Below are 22,842 nucleotides of genomic sequence, written 5' to 3'. Positions count from 1 at the left end.
GCGTTTTGTTTTTAACGCGCGCGGTTGCCGGTCCGCGATATCAGGCACAGGGGGTCCGATACAGCCGTGTGGCGATATCGAACCCCTGCCCTCTACACCATCGCATCCAGGTAGGCCTTAACCTGTTCGTAGAGCTCCAGCGCCTTGTCCTTGTCCACCGCCGATATCTCGACGCTTTTCCCAACCGGTGAATCAGTGAGGACGCCGATCTCCTTGCACTTGTCGAGCGCCACCTGGTAATTGGGCTGCGAGAGGGATTCCGACAGGCTTATGGTCCCCACATGGTACATGCGCACGCCGTTTCTCCTGACGTCGGTCATGAGCTCCTTGCGGGTGAGCTTGCGGACCTTCTGGTTGAGAACCGTGTGGAGCACGACGACGTAGGACTCGAACGAGTCCTGCGCCAGCCGCGCGTAGTACCGCAGGTCCTCGATCTTTTCCTCGTTTACGATGAGCGTGCCGCCCTCTTCCTTCACGAATGAATTGCGGACCAGGAAATCGAGCACGTAGGCGGGAAGCACGCCTTCACCGGGGAGGTCCCTCTCCGCGAAGATGAACTCGCGGGAATAGAATTCATGCAGTGCCGCGTACAGGGCGCGTACTGTCCCGTGCGAGGGATCGCCTTTTTTCCGCGCCGACAGGAGCGCCACCGACGAGAGGACGAGCGCCATGAGGTAATGTATGATGCTGTTGCGATAGAAGACGATGCGCCCCCGGTTGTCCTCGCGCAGCACGAAGAACTCCTCGAGCACCTCCTTCTTCTTGCCGCCGCCCATCTTCATCTCCTCGATGATCTTGTCGTGCATGTAGGAGCTCATCACGTAATCGAGGATCTCGTCCAGGTTGTGCTCGTCCATCAGGGAGTCCGACATCTTGACCCCGGCATGCACGAGGAACGACCGGATGCTCAGTATCTGGCGCACCAGCATGTGCCGCGAGAAGCCCCGTACCGAGGAGAGGAGCATCGCCGCGGTTACCAGCGCGAACGGCGTGACCACCGTCACCTCGTTGATACGGCGCACGACGTCGTGCGCTATCTGTGTGGGCATCTCCTCCCACGGAACCCCCCGGTCTATATACTCGCGGATGCTGATAGGCTTGTTGAAGGTCACGTAGACGCGCCCATATTTGCGCTGGAGGAGCTTGCGGCTCTCGAGCATCGCTACCGCCGATTCGCCCTCCTTCTCCTTGCCCTTGAGCTCCTTGGCATAGCTCTGCTCCTCGAGGATGCGGTCGTAGTTGATCGCGATGGGTACGAACATGAGATCGCGATGGTATCCCTCCTGGATCGCCTCGGTGAGATAGCTCAGGAAGCCGAGCTTGGGAAACACGATCTTCCCCGTGCGCGTGCGCCCCCCCTCGATGAAGAACTCGATACTGAAGCCTTCCGAGACGAGGGTCTTTACATATTGCTTGAAGATGACGGGATAGAGCTTGAGTCCCCTGAACGACCGCCGGAGGAAAAAGGCCCCTGAATGGCGAAAGATCGTCCCCATGGGGAAAAAGGTGAGATTGACCCCGGCGGCGATATGGGGCGGGAACATCTTGTTCCTGTGCATCAGGTATGAAATAAGGAGATAATCCATGTGGCTCTTGTGGCAGGGCATGAGCACCAGCGGACCCTTAGCCGCCGCCTCCCGGAGCTCCCTGAAGGCTTCCTGGTCGTACGAAATACCGTCGTAGATGCGTCTCAGTACGTATTCGAGGGCCTTCGCAAACAGATAAATGGTGACTATGGAGAATGTTGCGGCGATCTCCCGGTAATGCCTGTATGCCCGCTTGCGCACGACGGACTCCGATTTTTTCTCGTCCGCGGATATGCCGGCGATCTCGTCAAGGACGTTTTTGTGATAGAGCACCCGCTCCATCATGTCCTGGGTCGACTTTATGACCGGCCCAAGAATGGTCCTTTTATTGTGATGATATACCTCGAGCAGGCGGTTCCGGAGCTCCAGCGCGATCTGGCGCGAGTCGTCGGATTTCGAATTTGCGATCACATCCTTCAGGTTAAGCGGCGTATCCAGCCGGATGAACGCCGGGGTCATGCTTTTCAGGACGGCGAGCCATGCCGCAATGATGCTTTTATCGCCGGTGGCCGAGGAGGTGATGATATCGCGCGGATTCGTCCACGCGAGACCGCGGGAGCTCGTCCGCTCCGGGTTCATGTTCCAGAAGATCATCTGGGGAATGATGAAAATGGGTTCCTCCATCTTCTTCTGAACCTCGATGAGCTGGAGCAGGGAATCGTACTTGAACTGCGTGTAGCGCTTTACGAAGTACTTCCTGGACATGAGCGAAAGCAGGATGGATTTTCCCCCCGCGAACAGCTCCTGCACGTAGTTCGTATCGAACACGTGCTCGTATTTGCGCCTGAGCACCAGTTGGTAAAAGCCCTTCACCAGCCGTTTCCAGAGAAATGACACCGTCTGGAGCAGGAACGGGTTGTACTCCAGGGCGAATACCGGAGGGTTATAACCGTGGCGCCTGAGCAGGTTGTAAAGGATCAGGAGCGAGAAATTCGAGCTGTGGTACGAGGCGTAGACCGTGTTCTTGCCCCCCGATGCGAATTCCTCGAGTGTGGCGATGCTTTCCTTGTCGAATTCGACGTTGCGGAACAGCACCCTCGTGATCTTCTGGACTATGGGGTTGAGTCGTTCGTATATCTCTCCGCCGTACACCGTGGAGGTGATTATCCCCGTGTCGTTCTTCCCCTTCATTAAGCTGCTCCCTTCTTTAAAGGTTTGGGATTGTGATTATCGAGGCCCGGATCGCAGCGACACCCTGTCTACGGGAGGCTCGGAAGGCGCCTCCAGGCCGTGCATCCCTCGAATCCGCGGAAAACAGGGTTTTGCAACGCTCACCACGGATGCGTGATGCAGGAATTCAGTCAATTTCGAGATGTGCCCCTATTGAGCCAGCGTGCGTGAAAATAGGCAAGTAATTTTCAGGGCTTTTCACCGTGCCGACCTGTTTATTTAGATTATACAATAATATTTATATGAATATCTTTGAACGCGTGACACTGGGGGATATCCATTGGTAAACCGATCAAAATGGTTACTATCGAATGACTGGTCATTCCGTCAACAAAAATAAGTATACCCGAGTAGTTAATTGATCAGGAAAATTTCGTTCGCTATTGTTACCTTTCCGGGAGTCGATTTCGAAAATTCAGGTCCGATATACTAAAAAGTGATTGATAAATACCCCCTGCCTACCACATTAAGCAGCATGTAATCGGGATGTAGCGCAGTCCGGTAGCGCGCTGCGTTCGGGACGCAGAAGCCGGGAGTTCAAATCTCCCCATCCCGACATATTCATTCCTGGCGGTATTATTCCGCGCCGCGCGCGGCAGGATGCCGGAGGGAGTCTGCCCATATATAGAGATGCACCCGTTGTTTGTACCGCCCGAAAACTCTCAGGGAAAACCGCAATTGCACGTGAATCACGATAAGACTAATTCACGGTTTTTCGCTTGTAACTTTGTCGCTCATGTGGTACAGATACGCAGTCTGGCCTTTCATCGGGGATATTGAGCGTGTGTATGAGCGGGTATGGGTCTTAAGCAATCACAAGAAATATTGAATAAAGCATTCCCTTCTTTAAAAGACTCCCGAAAAGAGATTATCGAATTAATCCTCGATACAATCTCGGAATACCCCTTCACCTTCAATCTCAACAGAAGCGAGCTTTATCTCGTTATCGACGAAGCGATCACCAATGCGATGGAACACGGCAACAGGTGGGATCCCGCCAAGAAGATCAAGGTGCTGGTCACGCTCAAAGATTCGCACATGGATATTTCCATCGAGGACGAAGGCAGCGGCTTCGATACCACCGCACCCAGGGTATACAAGGACGAAGAGGGCAACCTCTCCATCAGGGGGCGGGGAATCAAGATCATCAAAAAGTTTTGCACCCCGGCGTGGAACGCCAGGGGAAACCGAATTACCCTGCATCTTCAACTTACGGAGTAGAAATCCGGTTACGTTGTGATGAACGCATAACGGCACCGGGGCACGGAGAAATACATGGATATCAGTACCAGCAGGGCAGGCACGGTTTGCATCATTCACCTTTCGGGACTTTTCGAATACCCGGACGAGGCGAAACTGGTCAATACCGTACAGGCCACCATCGAGAGCGCGCCGTCCACCATCGGGATCGACATGCTCAGGATCGACACCATCAACTCGTCGGGCATCGCGACCCTGATCACCACGCTCAAGCTCGCGGACGAGGCAAAGATCGATTTTCTGCTCTACGGGATGAACGCCAAGGTGCTCCTCCTGCTCGAGAAGGTCTTCGCGCGGGATTTCGTTCCGCTCCTCACCGAAGAGGAATTCAAGGCCCGCTACCTGTGACGGGCTGCGCTCCCGGTTACACGCCGGCCCGCACTACGGCTCTATAGGACAGGTCAACCCTTAATGAAAAAATTACACTTCAACGGTAAAATCAATCGCCGGGGGCCCCTGGTGCTCGTCGTCATGGACGGCGTCGGGCTTGGGCCCGAAAGCGAGGGGAACGCCTTTGCCCGGTCTAATTCGCCGGTGCTCCGCTCCCTCATGGAGAAATGCACGACGCTGTCGCTCCGCGCCCACGGTACGGCCGTGGGCCTTCCCAGCGACGCCGACATGGGCAATTCCGAGGTGGGCCACAACGCGCTGGGCGCGGGACGCGTGTTCGACCAGGGTGCCATGCTCGTCAACCGCGCTATCGAAAACGACTCGCTGTTCAGCGGCGAGCGGTGGGGGCGCATCATCGCCGGACCGTCCTCGGGAAAGGGGACGCTTCATTTTATAGGCCTCCTTTCGGACGGGAACGTCCATTCGCATATCGATCATCTCTTCCAGCTTTTACGCCGGGCGGCGGCCGACGGCGCCCGGAGGGTCCGGGTGCACGTTCTCCTGGACGGACGTGACGTGCCGGAAACCTCTGCGCTCACGTACGTGGACAAGTTGGAACAGTTCCTGGCGGAATTCGGCGCGAAGGGGCTGGATTACCGTATCGCCTCGGGCGGGGGACGCATGGTGACCACGATGGACCGGTACGAGGCGGACTGGGAGATCGTGAAGCGCGGCTGGGAGGCCCACGTGCTCGCAACGGCACGGCCGTTCGTATCGGCCCGGGAAGCGATAGAAACGTTTCGGAAGGAGCAGCCGGGGATTATCGACCAGTACCTCCCCTCCTTCACCGTGACCGACACGCAGGGTCCCGTGGGACCTGTCCTGGACGGGGACTCCGTGGTGCTGTTCAATTTTCGCGGCGACCGCGCGATCGAGCTTTCCCGCGCGTTCGAGGAAAAGGATTTCACGATGTTCGAGCGCGTCCGTTTCCCGGACGTCGCATTCGCGGGCATGATGGAATACGACGGCGACCTGCACATCCCCGCGAATTACCTGGTGACACCGCCCGCGATCGACGAAACGGTGAGCGAATACCTCGCCCTCGCGGGCGTGCGTCAATACGCGGTCTCCGAGACGCAGAAATTCGGGCACGTGACCTATTTCTGGAACGGCAACCGTAGCGGCAAGTTCAACGAGGAGCTTGAAACCTACGAGGAGATCCCGTCGGACAGGGTGCAGTTCGACCAGCGCCCCTGGATGAAGGCCGCCGAGATCACCGACAGCATGATCCGGGCGATTCGCAGCGGCGAGTATCGATTCCTGCGCCTGAACTACCCGAACGGGGACATGGTGGGTCACACGGGAAACCTGAACGCCGCGATCGTCGCGGTCGAAACCGTCGACCTCTCGCTGGTCCGCCTGCTCAAGGCGGTCGACGAGGCGGGCGGGATCGCGCTCCTGACGGCGGACCACGGCAACCTGGAAGAGATGCTGGAAATCAACGCGGACGGGAGCATCAAGCGCGACAAGAAGACCGGGAAACCCGCCCCCAAGACCGCGCATACCCTGAACCCGGTGCCGTTCATCATCTACGACCCTGAATTCAGGAACGATTACCGCGTCAATACGAACGCCCACGCCCCCGGCCTCGCCAACGTGGCGGCGACCCTGCTCATGTTCCTGGGATATGACGCCCCGGAAGAGTATCTGCCCCCGCTGATCCTGCCCGTATGAAGATCGCATTCGTGACCTCCGAGGCCTACCCGTTCGCGAAAACGGGGGGCCTTGCCGACGTAGCATTCTCTCTCCCGCGATCGCTCGCGGCGCACGGACACGAGGTGCGTATCTTCATGCCCCGGTACTACCGGGTGGATAAAGAAAGATTCGGGCTGATACGCTTCCCGGAGCCGCTGGGCGTGCCCGTGGGTAAGGTGGAGAAATGGGCCGCCGTCCTGGAATCGGCGGCGATTCCCGGCGTGAAAACCCACTTCATCGAGCACGACCAGTATTTCGGCCGCGACGGCCTGTACGACGACGGTTACCGGGAGTACGGGGACAACGCGGAGCGATTCACCTTCTTCTGCCGCGCGGTGATGCAGGCCATGAAGGTGCTTCGATGGATCCCCGACATCATCCATTGCAACGACTGGCAGTCGGGACTGGTTCCGTTCTTCCACAAGACGGCGTACCGCAGGGATCCCGGCTTCTCCGGGAGCGCCACGGTGGCGAGCGTTCACAATGCGGGATTCCAGGGGGTGTTTCCCCTGGGGGACCTTGCGCTCACCGGGTGCGCGGACGAACCGGGGGCGGTCCAGAACGCGTCGCTCAACGGGAGCCTCTGCTTCCTCAAGGCGGGACTGGTCTACAGCGAGGCGATAAGCACCGTGAGCCGCACCTACCGCGACGAGCTCATGACCCCGGAATACGGCTACGAGCTTGCCGGGGTGTTCCGGGAGCTCTCCGGCCGCTTTTTCGGCATCACGAACGGCGCCGACTACGGGACGTGGAACCCGGAAACCGATCCCTTCATTCCCGCGCGCTACGGCCCGGGCGACCTCGCGGGCAAGCGGACATGCGCGGGCGCGCTGCGCGCGCGCATGGGACTGGAGAGCGGGGACGGCGCGCCCATCCTCGCCACGGTGACGCGCGTCACCCGCCAGAAGGGCATGGACGTGCTTGCCGACACGATGGAGCTCCTGCTCGTGGCCGCGCCCTTCCAGTTCGTGATGCTCGGCAGCGGCGACGACGGCATCATCGCGAAGTTCGAGCGCCTGAGAAAGATTTTCCCCGAGCGCGTGGGACTCTACTGGGGATACGACGAAAAGCTCGCCCACCTCATGGAGGCCGGGAGCGACATCTACCTGATGCCCTCGCGCTACGAGCCCTGCGGCCTCAACCAGCTTTACAGTTTACGATACGGGACCGTCCCCGTGGTGCGCGCGACCGGCGGGCTCGAGGACACGGTTTCGCAGTGGGACCCGCGCACCGGGTCGGGCAACGGCTTCAAGTTCAAAGGGCTCACCCGGGGCGAGCTCTACCACGCGATCCGGCAGGCGCTGCGCACCCACCTGGACAACGCACAGTGGCGCGTCCTCCAGGCGAATGCGATGGCCTTCAAGCGCACCTGGGACGACGCGGTGCCCGACTATGAGCGCATGTACGAGTTCGCCCTTGCAGAGGCGCGGGGGGGACGTACATAGTTATACACGCGTAATATACGAACCCCTTCCGATTATACCGTAAGTCAGCGTTTCAGTATCCAGGCGGCGTGGTCGGTGGGCCCGTGCCCGCCCCCCAGGCGGAGGGAATGGGCGATCGCGGTGCCGATATACTCCTTCGCACGCGCGACAGCGTCCCTCACACTCATGCCCTGGGCGATACCCGTCGCGATCGCCGCCGAGAAGGTACACCCGGTACCGTGCGTATCGGCGGTGGCGAGGCGCGGCGACTCGAAGAGCACGAAGTCGTTCCCGTCGAAGAGCAGATCGACCGCCGAACCTTCCAGGTGGCCCCCTTTAATGACTACGCTCTGCGCGCCCAGTCCGCGTATGATCTGGGCGGCGCGGCGCATCTCCTGTTCGCCGGCGATGGCGATGCCCGCGAGGACCTCTGCTTCGGGGATATTGGGCGTGACCACGAAGGCGCGCGGGAGCAGTTTTTCAATGAGCACCGATTTCGCGTTGTCTTGAAGAAGCGACGCCCCGCCCTTCGCCACCATGACCGGATCCACCACGAGCTTTTCGATCCCGTACTCCTCGATCTTTCGCACAACGGTCCGGATTATCTCGGGCGACGCGAGCATCCCCGTCTTGGCCGCGTCCACCCCGATGTCGGACGCGACCGAATCGAACTGCCGCTCGATGAATTCCCCCGGCACCTCGAATATCCCCTGCACCCCGAGCGTGTTCTGGGCCGTGAGCGCCGTGACGACGCTCATCCCGAATCCCCCCAGGACCGTGATCGTTTTCAGGTCGGCCTGGATTCCCGCGCCTCCCCCCGAGTCCGAGCCCGCGATCGTGAGCACCCGCGCGATTGTCATTTCATTCCTCCGTGTCCTCGCCGACGAGCGCGGCCCTGCCCGGCGCCGGGAGCTCTTCGACCTTTCTCAATTTTCGTTCTATGGTGCGCGACTTGCGGGCCGCGTCCTCGATTGTCGTGCTCGCCTCGCGCAGCTTCTGCTGCGTCTTCTCGAGCACCTCCCCGAATTTTCCAAACTCGTTTTTCACCGCGGCCAGGAGCGCCCATACCTCGCTCGATCGCTTCTCGATCGCGAGGGTGCGAAATCCCATCTGCAGGCTGTTGAGGAGCGCCGCGAGGGTGGTGGGTCCCGCAACCACCACGCGGCATTCCCGCTGAAGAAAATCCGCGAGCCCCGGCCGGCGGAGCGCCTCGGCGTAGAGTCCCTCGGTGGGGAGGTACATGATCCCGAAGTCCGTGGTATGGGGGGGTTCGATATACTTGTCGCGAATGTCTTTCGCGCTCGTCTTCAATCGCGCTTCGAGTGCCCTGCCCGCGTCCTCGGCCGCCTTCGCGTTGCCGGCGTCCTGCGCCTCCAGGATGCGCTGGTAATCCTCCAGGGGAAACTTCGCGTCGATGGGGAGCCACACCTGCCCTTCCCCGCCGCCGTCGCGCCCCGGGAGCCGTATCGCGAACTCGACCCGCTCGCGGCTCCCGGGGCTTGTCGCCACGTTCGTGTCGTACTGCTCGCGCACGAGCAGCTGTTCAAGGAGCGCCCCCAGCTGTATCTCGCCCCAGGTGCCGCGCGATTTCACGTTGGTGAGCACCTTTTTGAGATCGCCCACGTCTCCCGCGAGGACCTGCATCTCGCCCAGCCCGCGGTACACCATTTCGAGCCGGTCGCTCACGAGCTTGAACGACTCTCCCAGCCGTTTCTCGAGCGTGGAATGGAGCTTTTCGTCCACCGTGGCGCGCATCTGTTCAAGCTTTTCCGCGTTGTCCCGCTGGAGAAGCTTCATCCTCTCGTCGATGGTCGCGCGCATGCGCTCCATGCGGGACTCGTTCGAATCGGCAAGGGCCGCTATCTGCCTCGAGAAGGTGTCGAGCTGGCCCTTCTGTAAAGTGGCGATGTCGGTCATGCGGCCGAGCATGGAATCGGCGAGCTTCGAGAAGGAGGCGGATATCTCCTCGCGTGAAAGTTTCCCCGCGGAGGCATACTCGGCGCGTGCGCGGGTGAGCTCCTCCTTCACCGCGCGCTCGAAGCGCTCCTGCGCGGCCTCCAGGGCCCGGAAGCGCGTTTCGGAATCGCCGCCGGGGCGCGCACGGGAAAGCGACACGATCTGCAACAGCAGCACCACGGCGAGCATCGCCAGAAGCGTCACTACAAGGTACTCGATCATGGGTCCACCCCGTCAATAAATTTACCGGCGCACGCGGGGTGCGGCGTCCCCTTCCCGGCGTCGTGAAAACTGCCGGCGCGTCGCCGGGAGCGATGCGAATCGGCGCCCGAATCCCGCCGTTAAAAGAAGCGGCAGCATGTGACCGGTCATTGCCGCAGAACCTCGGCCACCTTCACCGAGAGATCCTCGGCCGAATACGGCTTCTGTAAAAACTCCCGGATGCCCAGGGCGCGGGCGCGTTTCATGCTGTCCTCTTCCATGAGCCCCGAGGTGAGAAGGACCCTTATCCCGGGGTTCATCTCACGCAGCTTTTCATAGGCCTCGATGCCGGACATTCCGGGCATCGAAAGATCGAGGATCACCGCGGCGATGCGATCGCCTTCTTTTTCAAAAAGCGCGATTCCCTCTTTAGCGCTGCCGGCGGTGAGCACCTCGTATCCGCAATGTTCGAGCATTCCCCTCGCTATCCGGAGGATCGATTTTTCATCGTCGATGACGAGAAGCACGCCGCTTCCCCTGACCAGTCCGGTCAGGCCGGGGGGCTTGCCCTCCAGGCTCGAGGCGTCAACCACGAGGGGCAAATAGACCATGAACAGCGTTCCGGTTCCGGGGGCCGACACGACCTCGATGAAGCCCCGATGCTGTTTGACGATGCTGTACACCATGGCAAGCCCGAGCCCCGTTCCTTCCTCGCGCTTCTTGTGCGAGTAGAACGGCTCGAAAATTCTCTGCTGGACATCTTCATCCATACCCACGCCCGTATCGCGCACCCTGATACGCGCGTACGATGCGTTCGGGTCGGCCTCGGGATGGAAGAGCTGCAGGTCCCGGGCGGGCAGTACCGTTTCGATATCGACGACGAGCGCACCGCCCTGCTTTTCATCCGGGGAACGCATTATCGTCATCGCGTGCGACGCGTTCACGCAGAGGTTGAGGAAAACCTGTTCGATATGGGTGGGGTCCCCCCGTACGGTCAGGGGTCCCGGCGGCACGTCGAATCGAATCGCCACCGATTTGGGAAAGCCGTTCTCGCACAGCGAACGGACGTTGGCGAGGGAATGGGTAATGTCGACCGGCACGAGCTGGATTTCCTTTTTCCGCGAGAGGGTGAGCATCTGCCGGGTAAGGTCGGCGGCGCGCCGCGACGATTCCAGCGCGGTCTCGAGGTAGTTGGTTATGGTCTCCCGCTGGGCGAGCGTTTCTTTTCCGAGCAGGAGGCCCGCGACGTCCAGGCTGCCCATGATGCCGCCGAGCATGTTGTTGAAGTCATGCGCGATTCCCCCCGCCAGCGTCCCGATTGCCTCCATCTTCTGAGCCTGGATGAGCTGTGCCCGCATGCGCTCGCGATCCTCCTCCGCCTTCTTACGGTCGGTGATATCGATCGCGACCCCCATGCAGCCGGTGATGCGGCCCGATGAATCGCGTACCGGGTTGAACCAGGCCTCAAAGAGAAGCTCGCCCACGCGGACCTCCCTGTGGTGCCGCGTTCCGCCCAGTGCCATGCGCGCCGATTCGAGTAACTCCGGCACGGTGCGGTACACGTCATAGATCGACTGCCGGACCAGCCCTCCCGGCTCGAGGCCCAGCCTCCCCAGCCCCGCTCCCTCGGAGAGGGTGAACACGCCCTGTTCGTTAAGGGCGAACAGCACGAGCGGCGCGCTCGCCACCACGGTCTGGAGGCGCTCGGTGCTCTGGCGCAGGGCGAGCTCCGTGTTTTTTCTCGTGATCGAGAGTCCGGCCAGGTACGAGAATGTTCTCATCGCGTCCGTGTGCACAATGGCGCTGCCCCGCGGGAGAAACGCCGCCGCGGTTCCCAGGAGCTCCGATTCATAGCGGAGAACGAGGGTGACGATCCGGCCGCAATCCATCATATCCATGGCCTGCCGGGAAATCTCCGCCGGGATTGCGCCAAACGAGAATTCCTCCAGCCCGTTGAAATACCTGATATCCTGGGCAAGCATTTCCGGGATGGTCTCCGCGGGCACCGGAATCCCGACGGCGAACACCGGCCGGCCGAGAAGCGCATCGATACGCCTTGCCAGTTCCCCTTCCGAGGACACCGACACGACCCGCAGCGTCGCGGTTTCAGGGTCGTACCGGGACGAGAGCGCGGCAGTCGCTCCCGTGAGGCTCCGGAACGACGCGGATATTTTTTCGAAGATACCCTCGATGGATTCAGCCTCGGTCAGTTCCACGAATATTTCGTTGAGCCGCTCGTTATACGCCGAGAGCATCCTGTAGCTGTTCTCGCTTTCCCTGAGCGCTTCCGCCGCCCGCGCGCGTTCGCGGTAGAGGAGCACCTGCACCACCTGGTCGGCGATCGTGCAGGCGAACAGGATTTCGTCGTCGAACCAGCTGCGCTGGGGGCCCACCTGTTCCAGGCAGAGCACCCCGGCGCTTTTTCCGGAGAGTTTAATTGAGGCGTCCAGCATCGATGTTATGCCGTTCGGGACCAGGAAGGTTTCACGGTAGCCGCGGGTGCGGGGGTCGTGCATTGCGTCATAGGCGTCGATGTACGGATTTTCCACCAGGTAGTCCATCTGCTCCCGGAAGCTGTCCCTGTCGAGCACCAGCCCGGATGAGTGATGGTGGGAAGTACGTTCGAACAGGTCTTCGCACCTGAGCACGGTACCCTCGTCGTTCAGCAGCCAGATACCGGTTCGCTCGACCTCGAAGCAATCGGATACGATCTCGGTGATCGTTCGCATCGAGGCGGGGAAATCGCCTCCCCAGATTTCATCCGAGGATGCAATGCGCCCTATCGCCTTCATCTGCTTTTCGACGCGGCGCGAGCGGCTCAGGAGCATCTCCTGGGTTTTCCTGCGTTCGCTGATATTCCGCGTGACGCCAAGGATTCCTACCGGGACACCGCGCTCGTCTTTCAAAAAAGTGAATTCATTTTCCGTCCAGATGGTGGTCCCGTTCTTGCAGTACTCCTCCATCTCAAGATTTACCGCGCGGTTCGTATCCTGCTGATCGAGCTGCAGCCGCGCCTCCGCCATGGCTTTGGCGGCGACCTCCAGGGAGGCCGGGGTGAGGGCCTGGTCGATCGATTGGGCCATGGCCTCTTCCACCGTGTAACCGCGTACCCTCTCCACCGAGGGGCTGATGTACGTGAACCTGAAATCCATGTCCATCGTGAAAATGATATCGACCGCATTTTCGGCGATCATGCGATACGACCGCTCGCTTTCCTTCAGGGCCTTTTCCGCCCACTTGCGCGCGGAGATATCGCGCACGCTGGCGAGAAGCACATGCCCTCCGGGCCGCGCGAGGCGCTTGATCCAGACCTCGGCGTCGAACAGTGAACCGTCATGGGGACGGCGCGCTTTCCATTCCAGCACCATACCCTGGCCCGCGAGCGCCTGGAGCATCGAGCGCTTCCCTCCCTCCATGTCGGAATCGGGGGAGGACAGGGACTGAATCGTACAGGCGAGGGCCTGTTCACGGGTCAGGCCGAACATGATCAGCATGCGATCGTTCACGTCCAGGACGCGTCCATCCGGTCCATAGATTATAAAGGCATCATGGCTTCCATTAAAAATAGCCAGCAGTTCCGCCCGGGAGGCGCGCAAATCGGCGTCGGCGCGCCGCCGCTCGGTGATATCGAGCACGGTAACGACGATCCCGGCATCGAGCCTTGCCGCATTGAGCTGCATTCCCGCCATTTGAACGTGGATTTCCCTTCCGTCGCGGTGACGCAGGCGTGTTTCGACGCTCATAATTGCGCCGTCCGCCGTGCGCGCGGAAAGCGCCTTGACCCGCTTGTAATCATCCTCCTCATAATACAGGAATCGCGCATCCCTTCCCAGGGTTTCCTCCTGGGTATAGCCGGAAATGGCGTGAACCGCCTGGTTGCACCATGCGATCTTCCATTGCTTTACGAGCACGATGGCGACGGGCGCCGTCTGCACTATGCCGCTCAACAGCGACTCGCGGGCTTCGAGCTCGCGGTAGACCCGCGTGAGCTCCTCGTTCTGCGCCTCGAACTCTTCATTTGCCGCTTCGAGCTCCTCCATGGTGGCCTGGAGCTCCTCGTTCGTCGTGGTGAGCTCCGCATTGGAAACCGCCAGGTGTTCCCCGCTTACCCTGGCCTGATTGAGCGCCTGGCTCGTAATCCTGAACAGGCTGAACGAAATGAAGGACGTGAGGAGAATGGCCGCGGTAGTATCGGCGAAATGCTCCAGGACCGCGGCGTCGCTGAGCCCGAGCTGTACGGCCTGGTAGTTCATGAAAAAGTAGAGAATGGCAATATTAAGGGCGGCATACACGGCTATGACATAGCCGCGCCGCGAAATGACGAGGGGTGCCATCGCCATGATCGCCACCGTCAGCACAACGGAATTCAGCCGTGAGAGCGCGGGCGACTGGTCAAAATACATTACCATCCAGACCGCGGACTGGGTCATGCTGAAGATAATATGGGCGGACACGGTGAAGTAACCTTTGACCAGGAGCACCATGGCCAGGATCACTACGAGGAAAAGCAGGCTTGTCGGGGCGAGCACGACATAGCTGATCGTGCCGTTCGAAAAAGGCATATCCAGGTGAAGAAATGCCGTGTATACGACAATTACGGGGATGATGATGAGACCGAATACGCACAGGTACAGCAGCAACCGCGCCTTGAGGGCGGTAATATATTCCGCTTCGTCGTATTTCTTTAGTAATCTATTTATCAGGCGATTCATACTGCATCGTACTGGACCGGTGGCGACCCCTGTCGGGGCTAAATCGCACTTTTTCACGAACGACGTTAAAATACAAGGGAAATTTGAACGGACCCGGAGTGCGGCCACGGAGGGTGATGGGCCGATATATCCGTCTTCATAGAAAAGCCTTCACCGGTTCAATCGCTCCGGGACCGCCAGGGAGTACGCGTCGAAGCAATGATGTATCAGCCCCTAATCTGTTTGACATTCGTGAAATACTCGCCTAGGGTTTCCGATATACGCCGTCAATGTCTTATTGCCCATTGGAGGCCCCGCAATGCCCGAAATCCCAAAACCGATCACCACGCCGCCTGACAAAGATGAACTTGCCGGCAGGCTTGCGAAGGTTCGCGCGCTCATGGAGGAAAAGAAGCTCGACTGCTATGTCTCGTTCGATCCGGTCAATATATACTACCTTACAAACTTCGCGAATAACGTGCACGAGCGCCCCTTCATACTGATCATCCCGCGGAAGGGCACGCCCACCATGCTCTGCCCGCTCCTCGAAGCCAGCCACGTGAAGACGCGGGCGCGCTGCGATCTCGAATACGTCACCTATTACGAGGTGCCCTCGCCCAAGGGGCAGAACTGGTTCGACATATACACAACGCTTATCGATAAGAATGCGCGGGTGGGCATAGAGTCGGCGATGCCGGTGGGCATCGCGAATGCGACGCCGGGCACCCATATCGTGGAAGATTGTATCGACGACGTCCGGCTTGTGAAGACCGCGTATGAAATCGGGCGCTCGGTACACGCGTGTTCGATAATAAACGAGGGCCACAGGAAGCTCCTCGAGGTCACGCGGCCCGGCGGGGTCGAGGTGCTCATCTACGGCGAGGTCGTACGCGCGATGATGGGAAAAACGCTCATGGAAATTCCCACCACGAATCTCCTGGTGTCCAAGTTTATCGGCGCGGTATGGCCTCCCTCGCTTTCGCACGATCCGCATATAGTCCCCACCCCCGTGACCGCCATGGAGGAGGGGGGACCGCACGTATCCATCGTCACGGCGCAGGTGGACGGATACGGGGTCGAGGTGGAGCGTACCTTCTTTCTCGGCAAGGTACCAGAAGCCGCCCGGAAGCCTTTCGACGTGATGATGGAAGCGCGCTCCCGCGCCTACGCGATGCTGAAACCCGGCACCGTTTTGGCGGAGATCGACGAACAGACGCGCCGCGTGCTTATCGGCGCGGGATACGAAAAACGCATCCTTCACCGGACGGGACATGGACTGGGCATAACCGGGCACGAGGCGCCGTACGTGGCGCTGGGCGATACGAGAACGCTCGTTCCGGGAATGCTCATCAGCATCGAACCGGGCATCTACATCCCCGGCGAGGGCGGATACCGTCACTCCGACACGGTGCTGATAACGGAAACCGGGTACGTCCGCCTCACCGATGCGCCCGATACGCTGGAGGCGCTGACCATCGCGGTTTAAGCGCGCAATAATTTCCGGAAAGAGGTTCCCATGGCACTACTGGACCCACGCGAAGCCGCGCCCCCCGTGGCGAAATCCGCAGCCGCATTCACGCTCACGGTCGTCACGCTGCTGTACGTCATTAACTATATGGACCGCATGGTGCTCTCGGCGACCCTGCCCCTCATCAAGGCCGACCTGAACCTCACCGACACCCAGTGCGGATGGCTGGGCACGATCTACTTCGTGATCGTCGCCGTGCTCACGCTGCCGGCCTCGATCCTGTGCGACCGCTGGAGCAGGAAGAAATCGCTCTCGCTCATGGCGGCGCTCTGGAGCGCCGCGACGTTTCTCACGGGCGCCGGCTCCGGTTTCTTCCATCTCTTCCTGGCGCGCGGCGGCGTGGGCGTGGGCGAGGCCGGGTTCGCGCCCGGCGGCATCGCCTATGTTGCGGGCTCGTTCCGGGAGTCGGTGCGCGCGAAGGTGCTGGGCGTGTTCAACCTGGGGCAGCCCCTGGGCTCCATACTCGGGATCGTGCTCGCCGGCGCCCTTGCCAAGGCGGATCTTTTCGGCATGGGCTGGAGGGCGCCCTTTTACCTGTTCGCGATTCCGGGGATCATCCTGGGCGTCCTGGTACTCTTCACCAGGGATTACCCGACGACCGGGATCGTGTACGGTGAGGGGAAGAGGCCCCTTACCGTGGGCGAAGGGCTGCTTGCGGTGATCAAGACGCCCACCCTGCTCCTCACCTTCGTCGGCGTGGGGGCGATGAGCTTCGTGGGCGGCGCGGTGGGCCACTGGCTCCCCACGTATTTCGCGCGCAGCCGCGGCATCGACGTGGCGCAGGCGTCGCTCCTCATGGGCGGTATCATCATCTTCGCGGTGATCGGGCCCGTCGCCGGAGGAATAATCGCGGACCGCTGGAAGAAAAAAAGGGGCAACGCCCGGCCTCTTACCGCCGCAATCATAGCGCTCCTCTGCGGCATCTTTCTCTTCGCGGGCTTCCTGGTGGATTCCACCGACATGAAAACCTTCGCGTATGTCATTTTCGTGCTGGTGGGAATACTCATGTTCGCGTATACCGCGCCCGCCTATTCCGTGAGCCAGGACCTGGTGCCGGAGGGGATGCGGAGCATCAGCATGGGCATACTGGTGCTGGTCACCTACGGCACCCTCGCGGCCTACGCCCCGGTCGCGGTGGGATGGCTTTCGGACGTGCTGGGAACGCCCGGCAATCCCGATCTCGCGGCCGCGTTCATGTTCGTGCCGCCGGTCGCGTTTCTCGGGGCGCTCCTGTTCTACCTTTCGTCCCGGTACCACGAGCGCGACATGAAAAAGCTCAAAGGCTGACGCGGCAGGGCGCGGGGGCCGATACGCCTGTCGTCATTCAGCGGCGCGAATGATATCGACAAGCCTCACCTCCGGGTGGTGATAGCGCTCGTAGGCGGAGGTTTTTTTCCCGTACTGGATCGCCGCTTTGGGGCACCACTGGATGCACGACAGGCACTGCACGCATCCCCCGCCCCAGGCGGGCCTTCCCTCCCGGATGGCGACGTTGCCGACCGGGCACACCCTGGCGCAGATTCCGCAGGAATTGCATTTATCATCCGCAAGGAAGCCCTTATCCATCGCGCTGATACGCGGGAAGGTCAGCCTGTAGAGCGCGGTGAATACGATCCGCTGCCACAGCGGGCCGCGGTCGACCGGCGCCGATTCCCTTTTTGCTATCGCGGCCGCCCTGCACCTCAGCGTTTCCCCGGCCTCGTCGATCCGCCTGCGAACGGTTTCTGCCGGACCCGGGCCGCCCCAGGGAATGTAGTTGCTCGGAAGCACGACGTCGATTCCCGCGGAAAGCGTGCTCCCGTACGACTTCATTAGATTCCTCAACTGGATGAGCGTTCGTGAAACCTGTCCCGCGTTCACGGCCGCCGCGAAATAGTAAACCCCGGGATTTGTATCCAGCTTTTTAAGGAAATCGATCACGAGTCGCGGGACGCCCCACATGTGCACGGGAAATACGAAACCCACGGACTCGTAGTTACTTTCCGTGCCTCCGCCGTTGAAACCGGCCATGGGAACCAGGTCCGCGCCGCCGATCTCCGCGGCAAGCCTGCGCGCCGTCCACAGTGAATTTCCCGTCCCGGTAAAATAATAAATTACTGTTTTCATTAATGCGTCCCCTTTTAAAATGATCTTCGAATCGAATCTATGCACCCGTCCAGCTCGTCACGTATTCACATCCCCCTCCCGCGGGAATACCGTCTTTCACGGCCTCCCATTCCCCGGTGCGGCCGGCAGCGCGCGCGGCAAGCTCGAAGTGGCTCATCGCTATGCCCATGTCGACACGCTGCAGGTCGTCCATCCCGATGAGCCTCATACTCATGCCATAGGCCTTCGACCGGCACAGGAAAAAATGATAGGTATCGGATTTCGCTTCCTTCACGATTCTCCAGGGCTGTTTGTTCGAGGCCGAGGGGGCGATCCTGAGCATCTCCAGGGCATCGCGGTAAGCCTGCGCGCCTTCGGGACCCAGGGGGGTCTGAAAATTCCCCTGGAAAAATATTTCTTCCCACGGCTTCCTCTTTCTCGACCCGGCGGTGGCTCTAAAAAATGAATCAACGACCGTTTTCCTGTCCGATACGAGCCCCACGGAGGCGACCGCGGGGACCCGTTCATCCGCGCCGCAGCCGATCCGTTCCGCGAATGAGCTCCTCGTGTAGCTTCCGCCCAGCCAGCAGCTGCCCAGGCCCAGGGATGTCGCGAAGAGGATATTCTTCTCCATCAGGTAGCCGTAGTCCTCGAGAGCAAACCGCGACTCCTTCAACGCGCCGATAATGAATGCCGCCGGGTTTTTAATAACGCCGTAGGTGCCCAGACCCTTAAGCGCCGCGGAATCGCCACCGTTGGCAGCCGCCAGGGAAAAGCGGATTTCCGAACCAAGGGGCGCCGGGCCGCTTTCGCGCACGTAGCGCTCCAGTTTTTCCGCCGACTCCTGCGGAAGGCCTTCCTCGCGGTAATTCCTGCATGAATATCGTTTCCTGATGATTTCCCCGACCTGTGCCCCTGATTCCATGATTCCCCTCTCTTTTAATTTGTTAATTATACAACTATCGAACTGTTGATGAAAAAATTTTCATTTCTTCCGCGGTTTCCCCGACAGAAGCTTCTGGACATCTTCGAGCGTGTCGCGGTTGGCGAACGCCACCAGGAATTTCCCCCTCCGCTCCGTAGTGACCAGGTCCGCGTTGATCAGCTCTTTAAGGTGATGAGACACCGTGGGCGCCCCTACGTTTAGACAGCTCATGATGTCCGAGACATAGCATTCCTGGCCTTCCGCCCGGTACCCCTTTTCGCTGGCCTTCATGATCTCCAGGTATAGCTCCAGCCGGTTTGGGTGGGACAGGGCCTTCATGATTTTCGCGAGTCGTTTCGTATCCATTGTTTCGATACATATCGAAATATGAAATCATGGCTTTTTGTCAAGGGTAAATCGTCCTGGCCCGTTTTTTTTTCGTTTCCCGTCCCCGGACAGGTCCTATAGCATCCCGCGAGCCGGCTGTCCCGGGAACGGTGCCCGTAATCCCGGCTCACCGGAAAGGGCTTCCCGAGGGCAAAAAAATCGCTTGTGTTTTGGCCCCTTTCGACGACCATCCCCCCAACGGTCATTACAACCTCATTAATCACGGGAGATGCCTGTCATGGTAGCTATTGCAGTGATTATATCAATCGCAGCCCTCGCCCTCGGTTACTTTACGTACGGTCGATTCATAACGAAATCCTTCAACCTTGACGATTCGAAACAGACGCCTTCCTGCGCGATCAACGACGGCGTGGATTACGTTCCCGCCAAGGCGAGCCTTCTGCTGGGACAGCACTTTTCCGCGATCGCCGCGGCTGGGCCCATCGTGGGCCCCATACTCGCCGGCATCTGGTTCGGATGGCTCCCCGCGTTCCTGTGGATCATAATCGGGGCAATCTTCATCGGGGGTATCCATGATTTCGGCTCGCTCATCGCCTCGGTCCGGCACAACGCGAGCTCCGTGGCCGAGCTCGTTAAGCGCTACATGACGCCGCTTTCATATGTATTATTCCTGATATTCATCTGGCTGACCCTCATTTACGTCATCATCGCGTTCACGGATATCACCGCCCAGACCTTCAAGGCCGTGGCCGCCGATACGGCTTTCGGCCCCGGTGTCGCCTTCAGTTCGTTCCTGTACCTGCTGCTCGGCGTCGCCATGGGGATTCTCTTGTATAAATTAAAGATGAACCTCACCCTGCTGACGGCCATTTTCATGCCCCTCGTCATCGCGGTCATCTGGCTCGGCACGATGCTCCCGGTGCCGGTTATCGATTTTCTCAGCGGCATATCGGTCAAGCAGTGGGAGGTCGTCCTGCTCGTCTATTGCTTTGTCGCCTCGATGATCCCAATGTGGCTCCTCCTGCAGCCGCGGGGCTACCTTGGCGGCTGGTTTCTCTACCTTACGATCGCCATCGCCCTGGTGGGCGCCCTCTTCGGGGGGTACGAGATCAAGTACCCGGCGCTGAATATCGAGGGTCTTTCGAGCCTGGCGAACGGTAAGTGGCTGTTTCCCATCCTGTTCATTACCGTGGCATGCGGCGCGTGTTCAGGGTTCCATGGGATCGTCAGTTCCGGCACGACCTCGAAGCAGATCTGCAAGGAATCGGACACGCGCGTGATCGGCTACGGCACAATGATACTGGAAGGAGTGGTCGCCATCCTGGCGCTCGCGACGGTCATGATGCTTTCGAAAAATGATGAGATACTCAAGACCGACCCGAACCTGATATACGCAAACGGCCTCGCGCAGTACATGGGCATGATCGGCATCGACTACAACATGGCGCTCGCCTTCGCCCTGCTTGCTTTTTCAACCTTTGTCTATGACACGCTCGACGTGTGCACCCGCCTGGCGCGCTACATACTTCAAGAGCTTCTCGGGTGGCAATCGCTTGCAGGAGGTGCCGCGGCGACCTTCATCACCCTTCTCATTCCCCTTGCCTTCCTGCTGCTCACCGAGGAAAAGGGATACCTGGTCGCCTGGCCCATCTTCGGAACCAGCAACCAGCTCCTGGCGAGCCTTACCCTGCTCGCGGTCGGCGTCTGGATGATCCATGAGGGCCGGAAGGCGGTCTATGTCCTCGTTCCCATGGGATTCATGCTCGCGGTGACCGTGACTTCACTGGTGACGCAGATAGTGCCCTTCCTCAACGCGATGCCCTCGCTGCTTTCCGGAACCGCGGTGAAGCGCGACATTATAATCGTCGGGATCGCATCCATCGTAATATTCGTCTTGTGCATCCTCATCATCATCGAGGCATTCAGAATCCTGGTGCTCAAGAAAGGCAGACCGGCGCCGGCGTCCGCCTGAGGTTCAGGGACACGGCACTTGTCACGATTGACGTTTCCCCGCGGCGGGCATCGCGCCAGTGTAAGCGATATCGGACCCCTTCCCCGGCCTTTGCCCTGGGGGTACGACTTGTGCCGGAACATCTCGAATCCAGGTACTATTATTCGGATTAATCGATAATCAGGGGGAGTATTTGTGCGGCACCCATAAAAGTGCCGCAGCAAGGCAGGATTTACAGCGATTACACCAGGTGCAAAACCTATTTTTTAATTTTTAATGCCTCTGCGATGGCCTGTCCGACTTTTGCGGTCATCTCATTCCTCATTTTCGCGGTTCCGCCCACAAATCCGCCGACGCAGTAATTCTTCTTAAACTCGCCTTGACGGACAATCACGGGCGGATTGCCATTGGACAGTTCCACCTCGCCATCCAGATACATTTGTCCCAAGCCGATCAGCATGAAACGGGCGCAGGCGCTGCCTTCATCATATTTTGTTACTTTCACCGTTAATGTATAGGAATTCGCGGTTTCGCCGGTGATGTTAAAAATCCCCCCCAGCTTTCCCTCGATGTCCTTTTGCATGAACTCCATTTCTTCTTTTGGTATGCTTGCATCATAGACCAATTTCACATTAACCGGCTTTGAAAAATCGACTTCGCTGGATTTATTCCACACGACGGGCTGGCCGCCGGTTGAGCATCCGATAACAGCAAAAGCCATAATCGGCACGAAAAGCACAAGTATTCCACGTTTCATTTTTTACTCCTGTCAGATATATCTTATAGTTGAGTATACGTATGGTGGTGCGTCCTGCCTCACAAATAAATACGAAATCATTCGTCCGATTATCAATCATTTTTTTATTTCAGATGATTTTCTCCCATAAAAATAACCACCGGGTGTGAATTATTTTTCGGGCACCCGAATCATAGCCGGGAAAACCGTCCATATTTTCCATGCCCCATTCGTATTCACTCTGGACGCTCGGTCTTGTCCCGGAGGATACGGAATGCTTCGCACTTCTTTAAATATGAGCCACATCGTCTTCGTGAATATCGCCCTTGCCGCGGCAAAGCTCAAAACAAGCCGCCAGGCTGTCGTCATCATGCTCCTGAAGCGCGTTCTGCGCGATATTGACCGGTTTCAGGGAGGGTTTACTTTGGTAAAGTATCAGCCCCGTGATCCCTGGAAACGATGGCATTGTTTTCCTATTTGCTTCAGGAAGAACGAGAATGAGTTTGCGTCGGATTTCCGTAAGTTGAGCAGGTTCTCGGTCTCGCATCTGGTAGCCATCGCGACGAAGCGCTACCTGCACGAGCTGCTGCACGATTCAGCCGGAAGGCATAATTATGTTCGGTTCCCCCATTATGCCATCGGCCAAAGGAGCGCAGGGGGCATTCTGTGCTGGGAATTCTACTGGGGAGACACCGAAAACCACCCTACAAGAGCCTCACCCACAAAAATACTCCGCCGCACCGCCTCGCATTAAACATCCCAGCTTCCCCGCACACCAAACCAGAGGCGAGGTATGCCCATTTACGCCCATCTTCCCGGAAAATGTCACACTCTAACCACCCAGGAGATGAATTCTATTTCCTGCTTGACAAAAATGCCCCGCCCGGGCACATATT

At 59.3% G+C, this 22,842-nt stretch carries 16 protein-coding genes and 1 tRNA gene; 9 read left to right on the top strand and 8 right to left on the bottom strand.

What is annotated here, in order from left to right; genetic code table 11:
• Positions 1–92: 92 nt before the first annotated feature.
• The gene (locus EPN93_21375) at positions 93–2,717 is read right to left on the bottom strand and encodes a hypothetical protein (GenBank protein TAL29642.1); all 2,625 of its coding nucleotides are present in this window, start codon (positions 2,715–2,717) and stop codon (positions 93–95) included.
• 521 nt (positions 2,718–3,238) lie between these two features.
• Here EPN93_21375 and EPN93_21370 point away from each other — a divergent pair.
• The 5 genes from EPN93_21370 (at position 3,239) to EPN93_21350 (ending at position 7,546) form a co-directional block, all read left to right on the top strand.
• Positions 3,239–3,312, top strand: a tRNA-Pro gene (locus EPN93_21370).
• A 242-nt stretch (positions 3,313–3,554) separates the two neighbouring features.
• A complete protein-coding gene (locus EPN93_21365; protein TAL29641.1) occupies positions 3,555–3,977 on the top strand; it encodes an ATP-binding protein in 423 nt (140 codons plus the stop codon).
• Between the two features lie 54 nt (positions 3,978–4,031).
• Positions 4,032–4,364, top strand: coding sequence for an anti-sigma factor antagonist (locus EPN93_21360; protein ID TAL29640.1), 333 nt, complete (start codon positions 4,032–4,034; stop codon positions 4,362–4,364).
• A 63-nt stretch (positions 4,365–4,427) separates the two neighbouring features.
• The gene (locus EPN93_21355) at positions 4,428–6,080 is read left to right on the top strand and encodes a 2,3-bisphosphoglycerate-independent phosphoglycerate mutase (protein ID TAL29639.1); all 1,653 of its coding nucleotides are present in this window, start codon (positions 4,428–4,430) and stop codon (positions 6,078–6,080) included.
• Positions 6,077–7,546: a glycogen synthase gene (locus tag EPN93_21350; protein TAL29638.1), complete on the top strand. Its 1,470-nt coding sequence runs from the start codon at positions 6,077–6,079 to the stop codon at positions 7,544–7,546. Before EPN93_21355 ends, EPN93_21350 begins: the two co-directional genes overlap by 4 nt.
• A 44-nt stretch (positions 7,547–7,590) precedes the next feature.
• On the opposite strand, the gene thiD is transcribed toward EPN93_21350, so the two are convergent.
• The 3 genes from thiD to EPN93_21335 form a co-directional block, all read right to left on the bottom strand.
• Positions 7,591–8,385, bottom strand: a complete 795-nt coding sequence (gene thiD / locus EPN93_21345; GenBank protein TAL29637.1) for a bifunctional hydroxymethylpyrimidine kinase/phosphomethylpyrimidine kinase — start codon at positions 8,383–8,385, stop codon at positions 7,591–7,593.
• Between the two features lies 1 nt (position 8,386).
• Positions 8,387–9,703: a DNA recombination protein RmuC gene (rmuC, locus tag EPN93_21340; protein TAL29636.1), complete on the bottom strand. Its 1,317-nt coding sequence runs from the start codon at positions 9,701–9,703 to the stop codon at positions 8,387–8,389.
• Positions 9,704–9,849: 146 nt separating this feature from the next.
• Positions 9,850–14,394: a PAS domain S-box protein gene (locus EPN93_21335; protein TAL29635.1), complete on the bottom strand. Its 4,545-nt coding sequence runs from the start codon at positions 14,392–14,394 to the stop codon at positions 9,850–9,852.
• A gap of 298 nt (positions 14,395–14,692) precedes the next feature.
• Between EPN93_21335 and EPN93_21330 the strand changes: the two genes are divergently transcribed.
• Positions 14,693–15,859 carry an aminopeptidase P family protein gene (locus tag EPN93_21330; GenBank protein ID TAL29634.1) on the top strand — a complete coding sequence of 389 codons (1,167 nt, stop codon included), beginning with the start codon at positions 14,693–14,695 and terminating at the stop codon, positions 15,857–15,859.
• Between the two features lie 30 nt (positions 15,860–15,889).
• Entirely contained in the window at positions 15,890–17,188 is a 1,299-nt protein-coding gene (locus EPN93_21325; GenBank protein TAL29633.1) for an MFS transporter, read from the top strand.
• Between the two features lie 33 nt (positions 17,189–17,221).
• Here EPN93_21325 and EPN93_21320 read toward each other — a convergent pair whose 3' ends face one another.
• The 3 genes from EPN93_21320 to EPN93_21310 are packed head-to-tail and all read right to left on the bottom strand — an operon-like array spanning position 17,222 to position 19,277.
• Positions 17,222–18,007, bottom strand: a complete 786-nt coding sequence (locus tag EPN93_21320) for a 4Fe-4S ferredoxin (GenBank protein TAL29632.1) — start codon at positions 18,005–18,007, stop codon at positions 17,222–17,224.
• A gap of 37 nt (positions 18,008–18,044) precedes the next feature.
• On the bottom strand, positions 18,045–18,911 hold the full coding sequence (locus EPN93_21315; protein TAL29631.1) for a nitroreductase: 867 nt from the start codon (positions 18,909–18,911) through the stop codon (positions 18,045–18,047).
• 60 nt (positions 18,912–18,971) lie between these two features.
• The gene (locus EPN93_21310) at positions 18,972–19,277 is read right to left on the bottom strand and encodes an ArsR family transcriptional regulator (GenBank protein TAL29630.1); all 306 of its coding nucleotides are present in this window, start codon (positions 19,275–19,277) and stop codon (positions 18,972–18,974) included.
• A 259-nt stretch (positions 19,278–19,536) separates the two neighbouring features.
• Here EPN93_21310 and EPN93_21305 point away from each other — a divergent pair, with 259 nt between their 5' ends.
• Complete coding sequence (locus EPN93_21305; protein ID TAL29629.1) at positions 19,537–21,231, top strand: carbon starvation protein A; 1,695 nt, start codon at positions 19,537–19,539, stop codon at positions 21,229–21,231.
• A gap of 238 nt (positions 21,232–21,469) precedes the next feature.
• On the opposite strand, the gene EPN93_21300 is transcribed toward EPN93_21305, so the two are convergent.
• On the bottom strand, positions 21,470–21,967 hold the full coding sequence (locus tag EPN93_21300) for a DUF4410 domain-containing protein (protein TAL29628.1): 498 nt from the start codon (positions 21,965–21,967) through the stop codon (positions 21,470–21,472).
• A gap of 274 nt (positions 21,968–22,241) precedes the next feature.
• Here EPN93_21300 and EPN93_21295 point away from each other — a divergent pair, with 274 nt between their 5' ends.
• The gene (locus EPN93_21295; GenBank protein ID TAL29627.1) at positions 22,242–22,700 is read left to right on the top strand and encodes a hypothetical protein; all 459 of its coding nucleotides are present in this window, start codon (positions 22,242–22,244) and stop codon (positions 22,698–22,700) included.
• Positions 22,701–22,842 lie beyond the last annotated feature (142 nt).

The organism is Spirochaetota bacterium, from assembly GCA_004297825.1.
GTDB lineage: Bacteria > Spirochaetota > UBA4802 > UBA4802 > UBA5368 > FW300-bin19.
Note: the sequence above shows the minus strand (reverse complement) of the source record. Positions and strands in the feature narration are given on the sequence as shown.

Coding starts and splice junctions, on each gene's coding strand:
- EPN93_21375 (TAL29642.1), bottom strand. CDS start 2,717: ATGAAGGGGAAGAACGACACGGGGATAATCACCTCCACGGTGTACGGC.
- EPN93_21365 (TAL29641.1), top strand. CDS start 3,555: ATGGGTCTTAAGCAATCACAAGAAATATTGAATAAAGCATTCCCTTCT.
- EPN93_21360 (TAL29640.1), top strand. CDS start 4,032: ATGGATATCAGTACCAGCAGGGCAGGCACGGTTTGCATCATTCACCTT.
- EPN93_21355 (TAL29639.1), top strand. CDS start 4,428: ATGAAAAAATTACACTTCAACGGTAAAATCAATCGCCGGGGGCCCCTG.
- EPN93_21350 (TAL29638.1), top strand. CDS start 6,077: ATGAAGATCGCATTCGTGACCTCCGAGGCCTACCCGTTCGCGAAAACG.
- thiD (TAL29637.1), bottom strand. CDS start 8,385: ATGACAATCGCGCGGGTGCTCACGATCGCGGGCTCGGACTCGGGGGGA.
- rmuC (TAL29636.1), bottom strand. CDS start 9,703: ATGATCGAGTACCTTGTAGTGACGCTTCTGGCGATGCTCGCCGTGGTG.
- EPN93_21335 (TAL29635.1), bottom strand. CDS start 14,394: ATGAATCGCCTGATAAATAGATTACTAAAGAAATACGACGAAGCGGAA.
- EPN93_21330 (TAL29634.1), top strand. CDS start 14,693: ATGCCCGAAATCCCAAAACCGATCACCACGCCGCCTGACAAAGATGAA.
- EPN93_21325 (TAL29633.1), top strand. CDS start 15,890: ATGGCACTACTGGACCCACGCGAAGCCGCGCCCCCCGTGGCGAAATCC.
- EPN93_21320 (TAL29632.1), bottom strand. CDS start 18,007: ATGAAAACAGTAATTTATTATTTTACCGGGACGGGAAATTCACTGTGG.
- EPN93_21315 (TAL29631.1), bottom strand. CDS start 18,911: ATGGAATCAGGGGCACAGGTCGGGGAAATCATCAGGAAACGATATTCA.
- EPN93_21310 (TAL29630.1), bottom strand. CDS start 19,277: ATGGATACGAAACGACTCGCGAAAATCATGAAGGCCCTGTCCCACCCA.
- EPN93_21305 (TAL29629.1), top strand. CDS start 19,537: ATGGTAGCTATTGCAGTGATTATATCAATCGCAGCCCTCGCCCTCGGT.
- EPN93_21300 (TAL29628.1), bottom strand. CDS start 21,967: ATGAAACGTGGAATACTTGTGCTTTTCGTGCCGATTATGGCTTTTGCT.
- EPN93_21295 (TAL29627.1), top strand. CDS start 22,242: ATGAGCCACATCGTCTTCGTGAATATCGCCCTTGCCGCGGCAAAGCTC.